Origin of the sequence: Micromonospora sp. NPDC047730 (assembly GCF_043204765.1) — a bacterium.
In the GTDB taxonomy this organism is placed as follows: domain Bacteria; phylum Actinomycetota; class Actinomycetes; order Mycobacteriales; family Micromonosporaceae; genus Micromonospora.
Map to the genome: position 1 here is coordinate 132,244 of NZ_JBIDCU010000011.1, position 17,980 is coordinate 150,223.

Below are 17,980 nucleotides of genomic sequence, written 5' to 3' on the forward strand. Positions count from 1 at the left end.
GCGGGGTGACTGACATCCCGACAGCCACCGAAGGCCACAATACGAGCGAAACTCGGGCAAGTCAGTCGAAGATGAATAAACGTACGATTCATCTTGAGACGGTCGAGAACGGCTGTCCGGCCCGAGGCCGGCGCGGGGTGCCGGGGTCAGCCGCCGACGTGGATGCCCGGCCGACGCGCCGGGTCCGGCTCGGACTTGCGGAGGATCTCCCGGACCACCGGCGGGGTGTCGCCCCGACCGAGGATCAGGTAGCGCAGCAGGTGCGCGAGGGGGTTCCCCTCGGACCACTCGAAGTGGGCGTGCGGGCGGACGCCGGTGGCGTCGCGCAGCGCCAGGAGGATCGCCGCGATGGCGTTCGGCACCGCCGGGCTGCTGGCCCGCAACACCCGGAAGCCCCCGACCTCCACGCCGTGGACCCGCAGCACCTGGCTGAACTCGGACGGGTCGACCACCTCGATCTCCAGGAACAGGATGTCGCCCTCGCCGGGGACCGGGTTCATCCCCCGCTGCGCCCGCTCCTTGATCGTGTACTCCTTCACCGCGCCCCGGGCCCGCTTGTGGGCGATGAGGTGCAGCCGGCCGTCGTGCGCCAGCGAGTCGGCGACGAACCGGCGGGCCGGCTCGTCGAACTCGATCCGCTCCGTGCGCAGCTCGGTGGTCCGGCTCACCCGCGAGACCAGCGAGACCGCGACGATGCCGAGGATGAACAGGACCGAGATGGTGATGCCGTCCGGCTTGGCGATGACGTTCTCGGCCAGGGCGTACAACAGGACCAGGGTGAGCACGGCGAAGCCGACGGCGGCGACGCGCTCCCGGCGGCCGGCCGCGGAGATGGTGACCGCCACGGCGGCGGAGACCATCATGGCGAGGATCCCGGTGGCGTACGCCCCGGCCTGGTCGTTGACGTCGGCCCGGAACACCACGGTGATCGCGATGCTGACCAGCGTGTAGACGATCACGACCGGCCGCACCGCGCGGGCCCACTCCGGCGCCATGCCGTAGGTGGGCAGATAGCGGGGCACGATGTTGATCAGGCCGGCCATCGCGGAGGCGCCGGCGAACCAGAGGATGAGCGCGCTGCTGACGTCGTAGACGGTGCCGAAGACCTCGCCGACGTGCTCGTGGGCGAGGTACGCCAGCGCCCGGCCGTTGGCGGCCCCGCCCGGCGCGAACTCACCGGGCGGGATCAGGACCGTGGTCACGAGCGAGGTCGAGACCAGGTAGACCGACATGACGAGGGCGGCGGTGGCGAGCATCCGGCGGGTGTTGCGGATCCGCGCGGCAAACCGGGCCGCGCGGTCCGGCCCCTCCCCGGCCACCAGCGGCATCATGCTGACCCCGGTCTCGAAACCGGAGAGCCCGAGCACCAGCAGCGGGAAGGCCAGCACGGCGGTCACCACCACCTCGCCGGGACCCCGACCCGCGCTCAGCGCCGAGGTCCAGCCCGCCAGCGCCCCCGGGTTCGCCGCGATCTCGGCCACCGAGACCGCGACGACCACCGCGTTCAGCGCCAGGAAGACGGCGACCAGCGGAATGGCCACCGCCACCGCCTCCCGGAAGCCGAGCAGGAAGACGCCGCCGAGGACCAGCAGCAGCACGACGGTGACGCCGACGGCGACCGCCGTTCCGCCGACGCCCTCGGGCAGCAGCGGGTTCTCCAGCAGGTGCACCGTGGCGTCGGCCGAGGAGAGGGTGATCGTGATGATCCAGGAGGTGGCCACGAAGCCGAGCAGGACCAGCACGAAGACCTTGCCCCGCCAGAACGGCAGCAGCCGTTCCAGCATCGCCACCGAGCCCTGCCCGTGCGGGCTCTCCCGGGCCACCCGCCGGTACATCGGCAGCATGCCCAGCAGCGTCAGCGCGACGATCAGCAGGGTGGCCAGCGGGGAGAGCGCCCCGGCCGCGACCGCCGCGATCCCCGGCAGGTACGACAGGGTGGAGAAGTAGTCCACCCCGGTCAGGCACATGACCTGCCACCAGGCGTGCGAGCGGGCCTGGCCCTCCGCCGACTCGGGGCCCACCGGCTGCACCCGGTGCGTCAACAGCCACCGTCGCAGCGGGCTGGGCGGCGCCACCGGCCGGCTGGGACTGGCCACGACCTCCGGAACGGCGACCGGGCGACCCGCGCGGCGGCCGGGGTGGGTGGGATCGCGCGCGGCGCGCAGCTCCCGGTCCATTCCGCCGCGCGGCGGGCGGCGGCCGCGCGTGCGCCGCGACCCCGCCCCGTGCTCGTCAGCCATCCCCCGTCCCCGCCCCTCGGCCGTCCTGACCCGACCGTAGGCGGTCTCCCGCCGGCCGCCCGCCGGAACGGCGAACCCGGAGCGCCCTTCCACGAGTCGGGAGGCCTCCCGGACGGACGGGCCGGCCGGGGACGCCGGCCGGACCGGCCGACACCGGCCGGCGCGGGCGTACCCCGCGCGGACCGGCCGACACCCCCCGAGCCGGCCGGCCCTCCCCCCCAACCCCCGACCACGGCCCGCCCGCCGGGCGGCCACGGCGGCCGGGCACCCCCCGGACCCGCCCGCCGCGCGCCGACTTCGGCCGGGCACCCCCCCGGGCCCGGCCGCCGTCGGCGCCGCCCTCAGCCGGCCGGTGCCAGCCGCCCGGCCAGCCAGGCCGCCCGGTCGTCCCGGGTGTCGGCCCGGCAGCGCGTCTGCTGCGAGCTGTAACCAACCGGGCAGCCGCCGCGGCGGCGTACCGCAGCAGGTCGAAACGCCCCTGAGCGCGCCACCCGGCGCGGCCGGCGGCGCGCCCGACCGGCCTCGGCGGATGGCGGGCGGGGCGGCGACGGGCGGCCGTGCGCGCGGCGCGGCGCGGACGCGTCCCCGCGCTCCGCCGTGTGCCGGTGCGGAGCGCGGGGACCCCCCGTCCCGGCTACTGCAGGAACGCCCCGAGGGGCGAGAGCAGCAGCCGGCCGAGCGCCGCGGCGGTGTCGTCCAACCGCGCGCGCTCACACTCGTGGGCGGCCGGGTCGTGCCGGCACCGCCAGATCTTCTGCGCGTTGCGCCAGGCGACGTCGCGGGTGTACTCGACCAGTTCCCCCTGGTACCAGTCGTCGATGTCGCCGTTGAGCATGTCGATGAGCAGCTGCCACCGCTCCAGGTAGCCGCGCCGCAGGCCGGGGATCTTGTCCGCGAAGATGTTGTTGATCTCGAGGTAGTCGCGATGCTGCTCGGTGCCGTCGACCGGCTCCGACTCCAGGCTGTCGAACGTGGTCACCAGCGCGAACGGCAGGTCGAAGTTGATGTGCGCGTTCACCCCGGCCGCCGCCGACGGCAGCGGGCGGGCGTCCGGCCCGCGCATCCGCTCGAACAGGCACGTCCAGGCCTTCGGCGTGCCCGGGCTGGAGTCGGTCCACAGCCGCATCGCGTCGAAGTAGCGCGCGGCGAACTCCACGTCGAGGCGCGACAGGAACACGGGGTCGGAGAACCGGTCGTCGTAGAGCCCGTTCAACACGCTCTCGGTGATCGTCAGATAGAGCTTGTTGAAGTCGGCCAGCGGGCAGCTCGCCTCCAGCGGAGGCAGCCGGACCAGCAGGTCCTGGAGCTTGGTGAGGTGGTCGACCACCGCCGGCACGTCGGCGGGGTGGTCGGCGAGCAGGTCGACGACGTCCCGATGCACGGGCCCCCACACCGGTTCCGTCATCTCTCCTCCACAGTGGTTCCCGGCACCCCGTGCCGTCGGCGACGCTGCACAGCCTGCCAGCCGACGACCGTCGGCCGGATCAGTAGAACGACGTATCCGTACGCGCGTCAGGTGGGCCGGTTACGCAGGAAGATGGCGCTGGCCTGCACCCGGGTGCGGACCTGGAGCTTGTCGAAGATGTGCGAGACGTGCACGCCGATGGTCCGCTCGCTGATGAACAGCCGCTGGCCGATCTCCCGGTTCGTCAGCCCCTCGGCGACGGCGGCGAGCACCTCCCGCTCCCGCGCGGTCAGCACCGCCAACTCGTCGCCGTCCGGGCCGGCGGTCTGCTCGCCCGCGACCGGCCGGTCCTCCAGCGCCACCCGGGCCCGGCCCGCGAGGGTCCGGATCTCCGAGGTCAACGGCACCGCGCCGAGCCCCTGCGCCACCTGGTACGCCTGCCGCAGCAGCTTGCCCGCCGTGGCGCTGCGGCTGCGCCGGGCCAGCAGCGCCTCGGCCTGACGCAGCCGCGAGTAGGCCGCCGGGTAGGGGTGGTGGCGCCGGTCCCACTGCGCCACGGACCGGGCCCACAGCTCCGGGTCGCTGCCGTCGAGGCGGCTCACCTCGGCGGCGCACAGCGCCAGGAACCCGTCGACCACGTCGCGCACCGGGCGGGCCGCGTGCTCGCTCTTGCGGGCCACCCGGTCGGCCACCTCCCGCAGCCGCCGCACCGCCGTCTCGTCCACCGCGATCGTCCGGCTGGCGTGCGCCTCCGCCTCGGCCCGCAGGCCGTGCCACACCAGCGCGGCGAGGATGCCCACGTCGTCGGAGCGGCTCTCGGTCAGGCCGCGCTGCACCGCCTGCCGGGCGAGGTCGTGCCGGCCCTGCCACATGGCCAGCCCCGCCCGCAGCGTGAGCAACGGAATCACGTGCCGCGCCCCGCCGCCGGCGAGCACCGTGGCCACGGCGTCCAGGTCGCGGTCGGCGGCCGCGATGTCGCCGTAGCCCACCGACAGCCGGCAGCGGGCCAGCAGCAGCTCGACCGCGTCCGCGCCGGAGGGGCGGTGCCGCAGCGCCGCCGCGACGACCTTCTCCGCCTCCGCCCACTGGCCCACGCGGAACAGCCCGTTGGTGGCGATGGCCAGCAGCCGGGTCTCCCAGGTGCGGCCGAGGCCCAGCTCGGCCACCCGCTCGGCACCCCGGCGGGCGACGACGACGCCCTCCTCCAGCACGTTCAGCGGCCCGGTCAACAGCTCGGCCAGGTGCAGGTAGGCGCAGGCCACGTCCTCGGGGCGGCCGGACCGTTCGGCGGTCTCCAGCGCCCGGCGCATCACCGCCAGCCCGGCGTCCGGGTCCTCCAGGTACGCCTCGGAGAACCCGAGGGCCGCGCTGGCCAGCACGACCTCCGACGTGGAGCCCTCGACCGCGGCGGACAGCTCCAGCGCCTCCCGGGCCCGCCGTCCGGCGTCGGCGTACCGGCCGAGGTGCAGCAGCAGCTCGGCCAGGTGGGCGGCGGCGGTGGCGCGTTCCCGGGGCGTGCAGTCGGCGGCCTCCAGGGCCCGCCGGTATTCCGCCTCGGCGAGCGCCGACCGGCCGACGGCGGCCAGGTAGCGGGCCCGCCGGATGTGCAGCGCACAGGTCGACCGGTCGGCGCCGGAGCCGGCCAACTCCTCGATCAGGGTCAGCGCGCGGGCGTGCTCGCCGCAGTGGTGGGCGGCCTCGGCGGCGCGCTCCAGCAGGGTCACCCGGTCCACGTCCAGCGGACCCACGCCGGGCGAGCCGGCCAGCTGCAACGCGACCGACCAGTGCCGGTGCGCCTCGGCCCAGCCGTGCAGCCGCTCGGCCTCCCGGGCCGCCGCCGTCGCCGCCGGCAGCGCCCGCGCCGGCTCACCGGCCAGCCGCCAGTGGTGCGCCAGGCGGGCCTGGTGCAGCTCCGCCGGGGCCGAGGTGAGCGCCTCGGCGTAGCGGCGGTGCAGGGCGGCCCGCTCGGCGGGCAGCAGCTCGTGCTCCAGCACCTCGGCGACCAGCCGGTGCCGCAGCCGGTAGCCGTCGTCCGCGCCCACCAGCAGCCGGTGCGCGACGGCCGCGCGGACCGCCTCGATCAGCTCGTCCTCGGGCAGCCGCGTCACCCGCGCCAGCAGCCAGTGCTCCACCGGCTCGACGCCGGCCGCGACCGCGTGCACCACGGCGTGCGCGTGCTGGGGCAGCGCGTCGACCCGGGCCAGGAAGATCTCGCGCAGCGTGTCGGAGAGGCCGTCCCGGCCGTCGCGCAGGTCGCGGGCCAGCTCCTCCACCACGAACGGGTTGCCGCCGCTGCGCCGCCACACCAGCTCCGCCGCCTCAGGCGCGAGCGGTCGGCCGACCACGGCGGCGGCGAGCTGGTCGGTGCCGGCCCGGTCCAACGGGGCCAGGTCGAGCACCCGCACCGAGCGCAGCCGACGCAGCTCGGTGAGCACCCGGCGCAGCGGGTGCGCGCCCTGCAACGACTCGGCCCGCACCGCGGCGAGCACGGACAACTGGAGGTCGCCGAGGCCGGCGAGCAGATAGAGCAGCAACTGGCGGGTGCTGCGGTCGACCCACTGGAGGTCGTCCAGCACGAGCACCAGCGGGCGCCCTTCGGCGATCAGGTGCAGCCCCCGGGAGACCCGCTCCAGCAGCGCCCCGGCGCCGTCCGGGCCGGCGGTCTCGTCGGCGAACATCTGCAGGAGGCCGCGGACGGCCGAGGACGTCCGGGCGTGGGAGCCGGTCAGCTCGGCGTCGAAGCGGCGCAACGCCTGCAGCAGCGGGTGCAGCGGGGACGCGTCGCCGATGTCCAGACAGGAGCCGGTGAGCACCAGGGCGCCCGCGTCGCGCAGCCGGGCGCCCACCTCGCGCAGCAGCCGGGTCTTGCCCACGCCGCTCTCGCCGGTGAGGAAGACGGCGGCGGTGTGCCCCTGCGCGACCTCGTCGAGCAGCGCGGACCGTACCGTCGTCACCAGGTCGGCCCGGCCGACGAGCGGTGCGGCGTCCACATCGCTGGCCATGGCACGCAGCCTAGTCACACGTCCGCGCACCGTTCTACGGGTCTTCTGCCCCTGTGGTACCCGTCGCGTCGACATTGCGACCGGAGGTTGCGGCTGGCCGACATACGTCGTTCTGCAGATCCCCCGTCGACCCACAGGTGACAGTCTCCGAGGCGTCGGCAGGCAACGGGGGGAAAGGCGGGTGCGATGCCCATGCTCACCATCGTCGCCGGTCCGCAACGTGTCGCGTCGGCAGGCTGGCCGGCACCGGAGGAGAGACGCATGGTCACCGTGCTGTTCGCCGACATCGTCGGGTCGACCGCGCTCGTCGACCGGCTCGACCCCGAGGACGTACGGGCCCTGCAGCGCGCCTACTTCGCCACCGTCGCCGGGGTGCTGCGCCGGTGGCACGGGGTGGTCGAGAAGTACGTCGGCGACGCGGTCATGGCGCTGTTCGGCGCGCGCGAGTCCGACGGGTTCGACGCGTACCGGGCGGTGCGGGCGGCGCTGGACATCCAGCGGGCCCTCGACCGGCGTCCCGTGCCCGGCGCGCCGCGGCTGCGGGTCCGGGTCGGGGTGGCCACCGGCGAGGCGCTGGTGGACCTCGCCGCGACACACGACGGCGGGCACGGCGCGGCCAGCGGCGCGGTGACCAGCACCGCCGCCCGGTTGCAGGAGTACGCACCGCCGGGCGGCGTGGCGCTCTGCGCGGCCACCCACCGGGCCACCGTGGGGCTGATCGACCAGCGCCGCGTGCCGCCGGTGGCTCTCGCCGGCAAGGCGCTGCCGGTGGACGTGTGGCACGCCACCGGCGCCACCCGGCCGGCCCCGGCCCCGCACGAGGGCCCGCTGGTCGGGCGACGGCGGGAACTCGCCACCGCCCGGGACCTGATCGTCCGCGCCGTGCGGGACCGCAGCCCGCGCTGGCTGTCGCTGGTCGGTCCCGCCGGCAGCGGGCGCAGCCGGCTGCTGCACGAGCTGCGGCACGCCGTCCCGACCGTGGACGACGTGCCGGTGCGCTGGTGCGTCGCGCACTGCCCGCCGTGCCCGGAGGCCCTGGCGCCCGTCGCCGACCTGGTGCGCGGGGCCGCCGCCCTCCGCGCGAACGACCCACCTCCGGTCGTACGCCGTCGGCTCGCCGCCGCCCTCGCGGGCCTGGTGCCGCCCGCCGGCCTGACCGAGGCGGTGTCCGCGCTGGAGGGACTCCTGGCGGGCCCGGACGCCGCCGATGAGGCCGCGCGGGGCGCCGAGGTGGCGCGGGAGGTGCTGCTGTCGCTCGCCGCCCGGGAGCCGCTGGTGGTGGCGGTGGACGACCTCGACCGGGCCACCGGGGAGCTGAACCGCTTCATGCACCGGCTCTTCGCGGCGGCCACCGCCCGGTCCCTGCCGCTGGCGGTCGTGGTGCTGCACCGTCCCGAGTGGGCGGACGTGCTGCCCGGGGCCCGGGACCGCCGGCAGCGGCTGGACGTGCCGCCGCTGCGCCCGGTGGAGACCGGCCGGCTGCTGCGTCACCTGCTGCGCCGGGTCGACCGGCCGGCGGCGGAGGCCGCGCGCCTGCTGCCGCTGGTCGGGGGCAACCCCGGCCGGGCCGCCGCGTACGTGGCGTCGCTCGACGTGGCGCCGACCGACATGGCGCCGACCGCGTTGCCGCCCGTGCCCGAGTCGGTGCGCCGGGAGGTGGACGCCCGGCTGGACCGCCTCGACGGCGTCCGGCGGGCGGCGCTGACGGCGGTGGCGGCCCTCGGCGTCGCGGCCCTCGGCGCGGGGGTCACCGCGTCGGCGGTGGGGCACCTGCTCGGCTGGTCGCCCGCCCGGGCGGTGCCGGAGCTGCGCGCCCTCGCCGCCTCGGGCCTGCTGGTCGGCCGCGCCGGCGGCGGGTACGCGGTCGCCGACCCGGTGCTGCGCGAGGTCGCGTACGCCCGGCTGCCGAGGGCGGTGCGGGCCGCGATCGCCGGGTGGGCCGGGCAGCCCTCGGATCCGGCGGCGCCGGCCCGCCGGCTCGCCGCGGCGGCCGTAACCGCGTCGGGGGCCGCCTCGTCCTCCGCCGTGCCCGTCGAACGCGACCGCGCCCCGTCGGCCCGGCCGGCACGGTCGGACTGGCGGAGGCGCCGCGAATGGCGGTCGGCGTGGGGGCTGCCGCGCGGGGCGTCGGCGGCGGCGTGACAGAGGGCCTTCTCTCCCCCACGATCCATGTTAAGGCGGTGCCGGCCCCGGGCGGTATCGGGCGGCTGACCGAGTGCGCGGGCCGGGTCCCCCTGGCTAGCTTCGCCTGATGCCTGTCGAAGAGATCACCGCCTCCGCCGCCGGCACCTGGACCCTCGGCGACCGCACCGTGCACCGGATGGGCTTCGGGTCGATGCGGCTGACCGCCGACCCCGACCGGGCGCGCGCCCTCCGCGTCCTGCGCCGGGCGGTCGAGCTCGGCGTCAACCACATCGACACCGCCGCCTTCTACGTCTCGCCGGGCGGGCCGCTCGGCGTCGGCACCGGCCCGCGCCGGTACGCCACCGAACTCATCCGGGAGGCGCTCGCGCCGTACCCGGACGACCTGGTCATCACCACGAAGGTCGGGCCGTCGTTCGACGCGGCGAACCGGCACCGGGAGCTGGCCCCGGCCGAGCTGCGCCGGGATGTGGAGGAGAACCTGCGCCGCCTCGGCCGGGACCACCTGGACGTGGTCAACCTGCGGATCGTCCGGCGCGAGGGGCGGGACTCGGTGGCGGAGCGCTTCGCCGCCCTCGCCGAGCTGCGCGACGCCGGGCTGATCCGGCACCTCGGCCTGTCCAACGTGCGGGTGGACCACCTGGACGAGGCGCAGGCCGTCGCGCCGGTGGTCTGCGTGCAGAACGCGTACGCCCTCGACACGAACCGGTGGGCCGACGACCTGCTGCGGGTCTGCGGCGAGCGCGGAGTGGCCTTCGTGCCGTTCTTCGCGATCGCCGGCGCCGGGCGGGAGGCGGGCGCGACCGGCGAGCACGACGACGCGGTGCGCGCGGTGGCCCGCGCCCACGGGGTGACTCCGCACCAGGTCCGCCTGGCCTGGACGCTGCACCGGGGGCGGCACGTGCTGGCCATCCCCGGCACCGGCGACCCGGAGCACCTGGCGCAGAACGTGGCGGCCGGCGCGATCCGACTCTCCGCCGACGACCTGGCCCGCCTCGGCTGAGCGGCCCGGCCGGCCCGGCCCGGCCCGCCCCGGCTGGGCGGTCGGTCTGGCCCGGCCCGGGGCGGCTCAGCGGGCCGGCGGCCCGCCCCGCCGGAGTCCGGTCAGCGGTCGGCGAGGAAGGCGATGGCCCGCTCCCAGGTCTGCGCGGCGGCCGTCGCGTCGTGGTCGGGCAGGTGCGGGTCGGTGTAGAGGTGCCCGACGCCGGGATAACGGTGGACGGACAGCTCCGCGCCGGCGTCGGTCATCGCCCGCCGCCACTGCGCGACCTCCGGCTCCGCGTCGTAGTCGTCCGGGTCGCCCAGGTGCAGCTGCACCGGCAGGCCCGGCCGGACCGACTCCGGCTCGCCGCCGACGCCGGAGAGCAGCAGCAACGCCGCCGCGTCGGGACGCTCGGCGAGCATCGCGCCGGCCACCCCCGCGCCCATCGAGAAGCCAGCCAGCACCGCGTCGGCCGGCGCCTCGCGCAGGGCCTCCCGGGCCCGGTCCAGCACGGCGTCCTGGCCGATCTTGCGGAGCAGGGCGAAGCCGTCCTCCACCGTCGCTGCGGCCGGCGCGCCATAGAGGTCGGGGGTGACGACCGTGTGCCCGGCGGCGCGCAGCCGGTCGGCGGCGGTCAGCACGGCCGGCCGCAGCCCGTAGACGGAGTGAAACAGCACGACATGTCCCATGGAGGCATCCTGCCTCACACCCCCGACCGGAACGGGCCGCCGCGCGGGCGGGACGGCGTCAGCCCAGCGACTCCAGCCGGCGCACCAGCTCCGCCGGCCCCGGCATCGCGGCGATCTCGGCGCTGACCTGCCTCGCCGCGTCGCGCAGCGCCGGATCGCCGACCAGCCGGGTCAGGGTGTCGGCGGTGATGTCGCGGGCCCGGACCGCGATTCCCGCGCCGCGCGCCGCCACCAGCTCGGCGTTGTGCCGCCGGTCGCCGGGCCCGACGGTGGCCAGCTGCGGCACCCCCGCGGTCAGCGCGGTGAAGACGCTGCCCGCGCCGCCGTGGTGGACCAGCGCCGCGCTCGCCGGCAGGGCCTCGGCGAGCGGAATCCAGTCGACGGTGCGCACGTTGCCGGGCAGCGCCCGGCGGGCCAGCCGTGCGTCCGGGCGGACCAGGACGAACTCGGCGTCGACCCGGTCGGCGGCGGCGACGACCGCCGGCATCGGCCCGGCGCTGCCGGGGCCGGCGACGGTGCTGCGGCTGACCAGCACCCGCGGGCGCTCCCCCGGCTCGCGCAGCCAGCCCGGCAACTCGCCGCCGCCGGCGTGGGCGGCGTAGCGCATGGGCCAGCCGTCCTGGTGCCGCACGCTGGGCGGGGCGACGGCAATCGCGGCGGCCGGGGGCGGCAGCTCCGTCAGGCCGTGCCGGCGCAGGGCCCCGCCCAGGCGCGCGAGGGTGACCCGGACCAGCTCCCGGCCGTCGAAGAGGGCGTTCTCCTGGCGTACGGCGGGCACCCCGCGCGTCGCGGCGGCGAGCGCGCCGGCCACCGCGAACGGCTCGTGGACCACCAGGTCGGGCTTCCACCCCGCGGCGACGGCGACCACCCCGTCGGCGATCTGGTCGTTGACCGCGCCGAAGAGCAGCGCCGCGCCCCGGGTGCCGGCCGTGCCGGCCAGCTCGGCCCGGGCGATCAGCGGGTGGCGCAGCATGACGCCCCGGGCGATCCGGCCGAAGTCGAACGCCGGCGCGACATCGCGCACCGGCAGCCCGGACTGCTCCGCCCGCAGGCCGTCGGCGGCGGTGGCGACGAGCACCTCGTGCCCGGCGGCACGCAGCGCGGCGGCCAGCGGCAGCAGGGGGAAGACGTGCCCGATCAACGGCGCGGAGACCACCAGAACTCGCACCGCCCCGATGCTAGCCGCGCCGGTAACGCTCGTGGGGGCGGCGAGGTGGGGCGCATCGGCGGCGGCGCGAGGCTCAGCCGGCGGGCGTCGGCAGGGTGCGGCTGCGGCCCCGGAACTCGGCGACCACCTCGCCGCCGTCGCGGGTGACGGTGACGTCGTAGATGCCGCTGCGGCCGTACCGGGTGCGTTCGGTGGCGCGGGCGGTCAGCAGGTCGCCCTCGCGGGCGGGACGGACGAAGGTGATCTCGCCGCCGGCGGCGACGGTGACCGGACCGTGGCTGTTGCAGGCCAGCGCGAAGGCGGTGTCGGCGAGCAGGAAGACGAAGCCCCCGTGGGCGATCGCGTGGCCGTTGACCATCGCACCGGTCACCCGCATCCGGGCCACCGCCGCCCCGTCGGCGGCGTCCACCAGCTCGATGCCGAGCCCCTTCGACGCCGCGTCGGCGTCGAACATCTCGTACGCGGCGTTGCGTCCCGCCATGTCAGGCGCCCCGCCGCTGGTCGACGATCCGCCGCATCTTGCCCATCGACCGCTCCACCCCGTCCGGGGCGACCACCTCGACCGCCACGCTCACTCCGATCGTGTTCTTGACCAGCCCGACCAGTGCTCCGCCGGCCCGCTCGGCGGCCTCGGCGGCCACCCCCGCCCGCCGCTCCACCCGGACGGTCAGCGTGTCCATCCGCCCCTCCCGCCCGAGGACGCACTGGAAGTGCGGCGAGAGCTGCGGCGTACGCAGGATCAGCTCCTCGATCTGGGTGGGGAAGACGTTCACCCCGCGCACGATCATCATGTCGTCGCTGCGTCCGGTGATCTTCTCCATCCGGCGCATCGGGCGGGCGGTGCCGGGCAGCAGCCGGGTCAGGTCGCGGGTGCGGTAGCGGACGACCGGCATGGCCTCCCTCGTGAGCGAGGTGAGCACCAACTCGCCGCGCTCGCCGTCGGGGAGCACCTCCCCGGTGACCGGGTCGACGATCTCCGGATAGAAGTGGTCCTCCCACAGGTGCGGCCCGTCCTTGGTCTCCACGCACTCGTTGGCCACGCCCGGGCCCATCATCTCGGAGAGGCCGTAGACGTCCACGGCGTGCATGTCGAGGCGCTGTTCCATCTCCCGGCGCATGTCCTCCGTCCACGGCTCCGCGCCGAGGACACCGACCTGGAGCGAGGTGGCGCGCGGGTCGATCCCCTGCCGCTCCATCTCGTCCACGATCGCGAGCAGGTAGCTGGGGGTCGCCATGATGACCTCCGGCTCGAAGTCCCGGATCAGCATCACCTGGCGTTCGGTCATCCCGCCGGAGACGGGGATGACGGTGCAGCCCAGTTCCTCCGCGCCGTAGTGCGCACCGAGCCCGCCGGTGAACAGCCCGTAGCCGTACGCGACGTGCACGCGGTCGCCGGGGCGGCCGCCGGCGGCCCGGATCGACCTGGCCATCAGCCGGGCCCAGGTCCGCAGGTCGTCGGCGGTGTAGCCGACCACCGTCGGCCGGCCGGTGGTGCCGGAGGAGGCGTGCAGCCGGGCGATGCGTTCGCGCGGCACGGCGAACATGCCGAACGGGTAGTTCTCCCGCAGCTCCGCCTTGCCGGTGAACGGGAAGCGGGCCAGGTCGGCCAGGTCCCGGCAGTCGTCGGGGTGCACCCCGGCGGCGTCGAAGGCGCGGCGGTAGTGCGGCACGTTGTCGTACGCGTGCCGCAGCGACCAGCGCAGCCGCTCCCGCTGCACCGCCCGCAGCTCGTCGACGCTCGCCCGCTCGATCGGCTCCAGGTCCTCGGGGCGCGGGGTGCGGTCCTGCATCGGTGCCTCCTGCACGTCACGCTGGCGCGGCGGCGGCGGTCGCGTGCCGACACCTCCGGATCGCCCCGGAACCGGGCCGCCCCGCCTGCCGATCTTGGTACCGTACGCCGGCCGGCGGCGCGGCACCACCGGTGGCCGGGACGGCCGGCGGGCCCGGCGGTCAGACGGTGAGCAGCGTCTTGCCGATCGCGGCACGCTCCTCGATCGCCCGATGGGCGTCGGCGGCCCGGTGCAACGGGAAGGTCTGGCCGACCAGGGGCGCGATCCGCCCCGCCGCCGTGGCGTCGAGCGCGGCCCGCAGGTGCCGGCGCGCCTGCTCGGGGGTGAACTGGACGTCGCCGATGCCGGTGACGGTGATGCCCCGGGCGCGCGCGGCCTCGGCGGCGGGCACCGCGAACTCCCCGGCCGGGGTGCCGTGCGCGGAGAACCGCCCGCCGTCGCGCACCAGGTCGAACGCCGCCCGGCCGTAGTCGCCGCCGGCACCGTCGAAGACGACGTGCGGGCCGTCCGTCGCGGCCCGGACCCGCAGCGTCCAGTCCGGCTCGGCGTAGTCCACCACGACGTCGGCGCCCAGCCGGCGCAGCGCGTCGAGCTTGGCCGCGCCCCGGGCCGCCGCGACGACGAACCCGCCTCGGGCGCGGACCTCCTGCACGAGCACCACGCCGAGGCCGCCGGCGGCGGCGGTGACCAGCACGTGGTCCCCGGGGCGGACCGGCACCAGGTCGAGCAGGCCGAACGCGGTCGTCCCGTCGTGCAGCAGCGCCGCCGCGGCCGGCAGGGAGACCCCGTCGGGCACCGGCACCAGCCCCTCGGCGGGCACCACGGCGCGCTCCAGGTAGCCACCCCGCTCGTCGGTCCTGGTGACCACCCGCCGGCCGATCCGGCCCGGGTCGACCCCCGCGCCGACCGCGCCGACGGTGCCGGCGACCCCGACCCCCGGCCGGTACGGCGGCCGGACGGGAAAGTATTCGCCGCCCTGCCCGCGTCGGATCATCGTCTCCACCCAGAGCACGTCCGCGACGGACACCTCGACCACGACCTCGTCCGGACCGGGTACCGGCTCGGGGGTCTCGGTCAGGGCCAGCACCTCCGGCCCGCCGAACGTCGCCACCTCGATCACCCGCATGTCACCCTCCACATCGCTCGCCGACGTGGTCCAGCCTCGGACGTGAAGCGGGGTTTAGGTCAACGGGCGGCGCGGTGGCGCCGCCCACACGTCACGGGTTCTCCGGGTCGAGGTTGCGCTCGCGCAGCAGCGCGTCCAGCTTGGCTTCGATCCGCTCGTCGGACTCGCGGGACTGGGAGGATCCCCAGTAGTAGAACAGGGCCAGGCCGGCCGCCTGCCAGATCAGCTGGAGGAACTCGGACTGCCAGTTCTCGAAGGTGGAGGCGAGGAACTGCGGCAGGAAGTCCGCCCAGGCGAAGGACTGACCGTGCTGGCTCGCCTCGTTGCTCTCCGCCACCGCCTGGAAGACGAACTGTCCGATCCAGGAGAACAGGAACAGCGCCCCGGTCACCAGCGCGAACGCGTACGCCCGGGGCCAGCGCGGCTTCCGGAACGGCGGCCCCCCGGCCCGCCTGGCGTTGCGGCGCGGACCTCCCCCGTCGGACGCTGGACCGGACGGACGCACCTGTGCCGGCGTCGTCGTATCCGCCATCACGACCCCCTCTCGACGATCCCCTGTCGGGCATGTGCCCCGGCTCGGCGCTGCCGAAACGGCGGGTCGGCGGGTCGGCGCGGCGGAACGGCGCGGCGAAACGGCGCGGCGAAACGGCGCGGCGAAACGGCGCGGCGAAACGGCGGATCGGCGGATCGGCGGGTCAGCGGGACGCCGGGAGCCGGTGCAGCGCGTCGACCAGCGGGGCGAGTTCCGGTGCGGCCTCGGCCTCGGCCAGCGCCTCGGCCAGCACCCGGTCGTGGGTGGGCCGGGCCTGGGCGAGCAGCTCGCACCCGGCGGGGGTGAGCTCGGTGTAGATGCCGCGTCGGTCGTCGGCGCAGAGGACCCGGGTGAGCAGGCCGCGGTCCTCCAGGCGGGTGACCAGCCGGGTGGTGGCGCTGTCGGAGAGCGCGGCGGCCCGGGCCAGCTGCCGCATTCGCATGTGCCAGCCGTCCTGGCGGGAGAGCGCGTCGAGCACCGTGTACTCGACCACGGAGAGCTGGTGCCCGGCCTGGAGCGCGCGTTCCAGGGACGCCTCGATGAGGCCGTGCAGCGCGGCGAGGGTGCGCCAGCCCTGTGCGCGTACCTCCACGGCGTCGTCGCCGATGCCCATCCGACCTCCTCGCGGTGTGACCTGGTCGACCCCCAGCCTAACAGGCTTGCGCCGTTATCCCGCGCGTGCAACTATTTTGTTGCTTCCGCGTGTAGTTGCATGCGCCAGCTATCTGCCTCTCTCCTGGAACGGAAGACCATGTCTGGACGGAACCGGCCCCTGCCCGGTGGACTGCTCGCGCTGGCCGTCGGCGCCTTCGGCATCGGCCTCACCGAATTCGTGATCATGGGGCTGCTGCCCCAGGTGGCCGCCGACTTCGCGGTGACCGAGTCGGTCGCCGGGTGGCTGATCTCCGGCTACGCGCTCAGCGTCGCGATCGGCGGCGTGGCGCTGACCGCGGCGGTCACCCGGCTGCCGCGCAAGCCGGTGCTGCTCGGCCTGATGGCGCTCTTCATCATCGGCAACCTGCTCTCCGCCCTGGCCGACGGCTACGGCGTGATGATGGCCGGCCGGATCGTGGCCGCGCTCTGCCACGGGGCGTTCTTCGGCATCGGCGCCGTGGTCGCCGCCGGACTGGTCGCGCCGGCCCGGCGCGCGGGCGCCATCGCGCTGATGTTCGCCGGGCTGACCACGGCCAACGTGCTCGGCGTACCGTTCGGCACCTTCCTCGGCCAGCATCTCGGCTGGCGGTCGACGTTCTGGGCGATCACCGGCATCGGCGTGGTCGCGCTCGCCGGCCTGGCCCTGCTCGTCCCGGCCCGCCCGACCGGCGACGCCGACCGCCCCGCCGACGGGCTCCGCGGCGAACTGCGGGCCTTCACCCATCCGCAGGTGTGGCTGTCGCTCGCGGTGACCGTCCTCGGCTTCGGCGGCATGTTCGGCGCGTTCACCTACATCGCGTACACCCTGACCGAGGTCAGCGGCTTCGCCACCGGGACGGTGCCGTGGCTGCTGGTGCTCTTCGGGGTGGGCCTGTTCGTGGGGAACCTGCTCGGCGGTCGCGCCGCCGACGTGTCGCTGTCGCGCACCCTGGTCGTCGTGCTCGCGGCGCTGACCGTGGTGCTCGCGTTCTTCGCCCTGACCGCCGGCAGCCGGCCGCTCACCGTGGCCTCGCTGCTGCTGATGGGCGGGTTCGGCTTCGCCACCGTTCCCCCGTTGCAGATGCGGATCATGAGGTACGCCCACCAGGCGCCGACGCTGGCCTCCGGGGCGAACATCGCGGCCTTCAACGTCGGCAACGCCCTCGGCGCGTGGGTGGGCGGGACGACGATCGCGGCCGGGCTCGGCTACACCGCCCCGATCTGGGCGGGCGCGGCGGTCACCCTGGCCGGCCTGGGCGTGCTGCTGGCCGCCCTGCGACTGGCCCGCCGGCAGGCCGCGGCGCGGCCGGCGGAGCGGGAACTGGTCGCCTCGACCTGACCGACCGGCGGCAGCGGGGCCGGTCGGGCCGGGCCCCGCCGCCCCGACCCGGACCATCCCGCTGCAATCTTCTCGCTGTTGCAAATTATTGGCAACAAGGTCTGGACAGCGCTCCGGAACGGTAACTAGCCTCATCGCTATGAGTCCTTACATCAGCAACGTCGCCGCCTGGCAGGAGAGCTGGGACCGGCAGCAGGAGGCGTACCTGCCGGACCGGGAGCACCGGTTCACCGCGATGCTCGACGCGGTCGAGGCGATCCTCGACGGCGGGCGACCCCGCCTGCTCGACCTGGCCGGCGGCACCGGCACCATCTCGGCCCGGGCGCTGCGCCGCTTCCCCGACGCCGAGATCACCCTGGTCGACCTCGATCCCGCGCTGCTGGCCATCGCCAGGTCGACGTTCGGCGACCGGGTCACCGTGGTCGAGGCCGACCTCGGGCAGCCGGAGTGGACGACCGCGCTGCCGGTGCGGGAGTACGACGCGGTGCTCACCGCCACCGCGCTGCACTGGCTGCCGGGCGACCGGCTGGCCCGCCTCTACGCCGAGCTGCACGGCGTGCTGCGCCCGGGCGGGATCCTGCTCAACGCCGACCACATGCCCGACGACGCGCTGCCGGAGCTGACCAAGCGCCTGCTGGACAGCGCGCGGACCCGGCGCGAGGCCCGCTACGCCAGCGGCGCCGTGCTCTCCTGGTCGGACTGGTGGGAGCGGGCGGCGGCCGACCCGGCGCTCGCCCCACTGGTGCAACGGCGGCGCGAGATCTACCCGACCGGGCACAGCCCGGAGTGGAACCCGCCGGCCTCCTGGCACCTGGCGGCGCTGACCGACGCCGGCTTCACCGAGGCCGGCGTGGTCTGGCGCGGCGGCGCCGACGCCGCCGTCGCGGCGGTGCGCTGACGGCGGGGCACCACGGCACGGGTCGGCCGTCCGC

At 75.9% G+C, this 17,980-nt stretch carries 14 protein-coding genes; 4 read left to right on the plus strand and 10 right to left on the minus strand.

Going from position 1 to position 17,980, the window contains the following annotated elements; genetic code table 11:
- Positions 1-146 precede the first annotated feature (146 nt).
- From ACGF5G_RS23945 to ACGF5G_RS23955, 3 genes are all read right to left on the minus strand, one after another.
- Positions 147-2,240, minus strand: coding sequence for an amino acid transporter (locus ACGF5G_RS23945; RefSeq protein WP_393266337.1), 2,094 nt, complete (start codon positions 2,238-2,240; stop codon positions 147-149).
- A gap of 634 nt (positions 2,241-2,874) precedes the next feature.
- Entirely contained in the window at positions 2,875-3,645 is a 771-nt protein-coding gene (locus tag ACGF5G_RS23950) for a DUF5995 family protein (protein WP_350707455.1), read from the minus strand.
- 107 nt (positions 3,646-3,752) lie between these two features.
- Positions 3,753-6,647, minus strand: coding sequence for a helix-turn-helix transcriptional regulator (locus ACGF5G_RS23955; protein ID WP_393266339.1), 2,895 nt, complete (start codon positions 6,645-6,647; stop codon positions 3,753-3,755).
- Positions 6,648-6,908: 261 nt separating this feature from the next.
- Between ACGF5G_RS23955 and ACGF5G_RS23960 the strand changes: the two genes are divergently transcribed.
- On the plus strand, positions 6,909-8,789 hold the full coding sequence (locus ACGF5G_RS23960) for an AAA family ATPase (RefSeq protein ID WP_393266342.1): 1,881 nt from the start codon (positions 6,909-6,911) through the stop codon (positions 8,787-8,789).
- Between the two features lie 109 nt (positions 8,790-8,898).
- Positions 8,899-9,792, plus strand: a complete 894-nt coding sequence (locus ACGF5G_RS23965) for an aldo/keto reductase (RefSeq protein WP_393266344.1) — start codon at positions 8,899-8,901, stop codon at positions 9,790-9,792.
- Between the two features lie 101 nt (positions 9,793-9,893).
- Here the strand turns inward: ACGF5G_RS23965 and ACGF5G_RS23970 are convergent, their stop codons facing one another.
- The 7 genes from ACGF5G_RS23970 to ACGF5G_RS24000 form a co-directional block, all read right to left on the minus strand.
- Positions 9,894-10,460, minus strand: coding sequence for a dienelactone hydrolase family protein (locus ACGF5G_RS23970; RefSeq protein WP_393266346.1), 567 nt, complete (start codon positions 10,458-10,460; stop codon positions 9,894-9,896).
- 58 nt (positions 10,461-10,518) lie between these two features.
- Complete coding sequence (locus ACGF5G_RS23975) at positions 10,519-11,628, minus strand: nucleotide disphospho-sugar-binding domain-containing protein (protein ID WP_393266349.1); 1,110 nt, start codon at positions 11,626-11,628, stop codon at positions 10,519-10,521.
- A gap of 73 nt (positions 11,629-11,701) precedes the next feature.
- Positions 11,702-12,109 (minus strand): hydroxyphenylacetyl-CoA thioesterase PaaI, encoded by a 408-nt coding sequence (paaI, locus tag ACGF5G_RS23980; protein WP_393266352.1) that lies wholly within the window; start codon positions 12,107-12,109, stop codon positions 11,702-11,704.
- Between the two features lies 1 nt (position 12,110).
- Positions 12,111-13,418 carry a phenylacetate--CoA ligase PaaK gene (paaK, locus tag ACGF5G_RS23985; RefSeq protein ID WP_393266354.1) on the minus strand — a complete coding sequence of 436 codons (1,308 nt, stop codon included), beginning with the start codon at positions 13,416-13,418 and terminating at the stop codon, positions 12,111-12,113.
- A gap of 160 nt (positions 13,419-13,578) precedes the next feature.
- Entirely contained in the window at positions 13,579-14,544 is a 966-nt protein-coding gene (locus ACGF5G_RS23990; protein ID WP_393266356.1) for a zinc-binding dehydrogenase, read from the minus strand.
- A 91-nt stretch (positions 14,545-14,635) separates the two neighbouring features.
- On the minus strand, positions 14,636-15,076 hold the full coding sequence (locus tag ACGF5G_RS23995) for a DUF6766 family protein (RefSeq protein WP_393266357.1): 441 nt from the start codon (positions 15,074-15,076) through the stop codon (positions 14,636-14,638).
- 163 nt (positions 15,077-15,239) lie between these two features.
- A complete protein-coding gene (locus tag ACGF5G_RS24000) occupies positions 15,240-15,689 on the minus strand; it encodes a MarR family transcriptional regulator (protein ID WP_363707415.1) in 450 nt (149 codons plus the stop codon).
- A 138-nt stretch (positions 15,690-15,827) separates the two neighbouring features.
- Between ACGF5G_RS24000 and ACGF5G_RS24005 the strand changes: the two genes are divergently transcribed.
- Positions 15,828-17,048, plus strand: a complete 1,221-nt coding sequence (locus ACGF5G_RS24005; protein WP_393266360.1) for an MFS transporter — start codon at positions 15,828-15,830, stop codon at positions 17,046-17,048.
- Positions 17,049-17,187: 139 nt separating this feature from the next.
- Positions 17,188-17,946, plus strand: a complete 759-nt coding sequence (locus ACGF5G_RS24010; protein ID WP_393266361.1) for a class I SAM-dependent methyltransferase — start codon at positions 17,188-17,190, stop codon at positions 17,944-17,946.
- Positions 17,947-17,980 lie beyond the last annotated feature (34 nt).

Coding starts and splice junctions, on each gene's coding strand:
- paaK (WP_393266354.1), bottom strand. CDS start 13,418: ATGCAGGACCGCACCCCGCGCCCCGAGGACCTGGAGCCGATCGAGCGG.
- ACGF5G_RS23990 (WP_393266356.1), bottom strand. CDS start 14,544: ATGCGGGTGATCGAGGTGGCGACGTTCGGCGGGCCGGAGGTGCTGGCC.
- ACGF5G_RS23970 (WP_393266346.1), bottom strand. CDS start 10,460: ATGGGACATGTCGTGCTGTTTCACTCCGTCTACGGGCTGCGGCCGGCC.
- ACGF5G_RS23945 (WP_393266337.1), bottom strand. CDS start 2,240: ATGGCTGACGAGCACGGGGCGGGGTCGCGGCGCACGCGCGGCCGCCGC.
- ACGF5G_RS23965 (WP_393266344.1), top strand. CDS start 8,899: ATGCCTGTCGAAGAGATCACCGCCTCCGCCGCCGGCACCTGGACCCTC.
- ACGF5G_RS24005 (WP_393266360.1), top strand. CDS start 15,828: ATGTCTGGACGGAACCGGCCCCTGCCCGGTGGACTGCTCGCGCTGGCC.
- ACGF5G_RS23995 (WP_393266357.1), bottom strand. CDS start 15,076: ATGGCGGATACGACGACGCCGGCACAGGTGCGTCCGTCCGGTCCAGCG.
- ACGF5G_RS23955 (WP_393266339.1), bottom strand. CDS start 6,647: ATGGCCAGCGATGTGGACGCCGCACCGCTCGTCGGCCGGGCCGACCTG.
- ACGF5G_RS23950 (WP_350707455.1), bottom strand. CDS start 3,645: ATGACGGAACCGGTGTGGGGGCCCGTGCATCGGGACGTCGTCGACCTG.
- ACGF5G_RS24000 (WP_363707415.1), bottom strand. CDS start 15,689: ATGGGCATCGGCGACGACGCCGTGGAGGTACGCGCACAGGGCTGGCGC.
- paaI (WP_393266352.1), bottom strand. CDS start 12,109: ATGGCGGGACGCAACGCCGCGTACGAGATGTTCGACGCCGACGCGGCG.
- ACGF5G_RS24010 (WP_393266361.1), top strand. CDS start 17,188: ATGAGTCCTTACATCAGCAACGTCGCCGCCTGGCAGGAGAGCTGGGAC.
- ACGF5G_RS23960 (WP_393266342.1), top strand. CDS start 6,909: ATGGTCACCGTGCTGTTCGCCGACATCGTCGGGTCGACCGCGCTCGTC.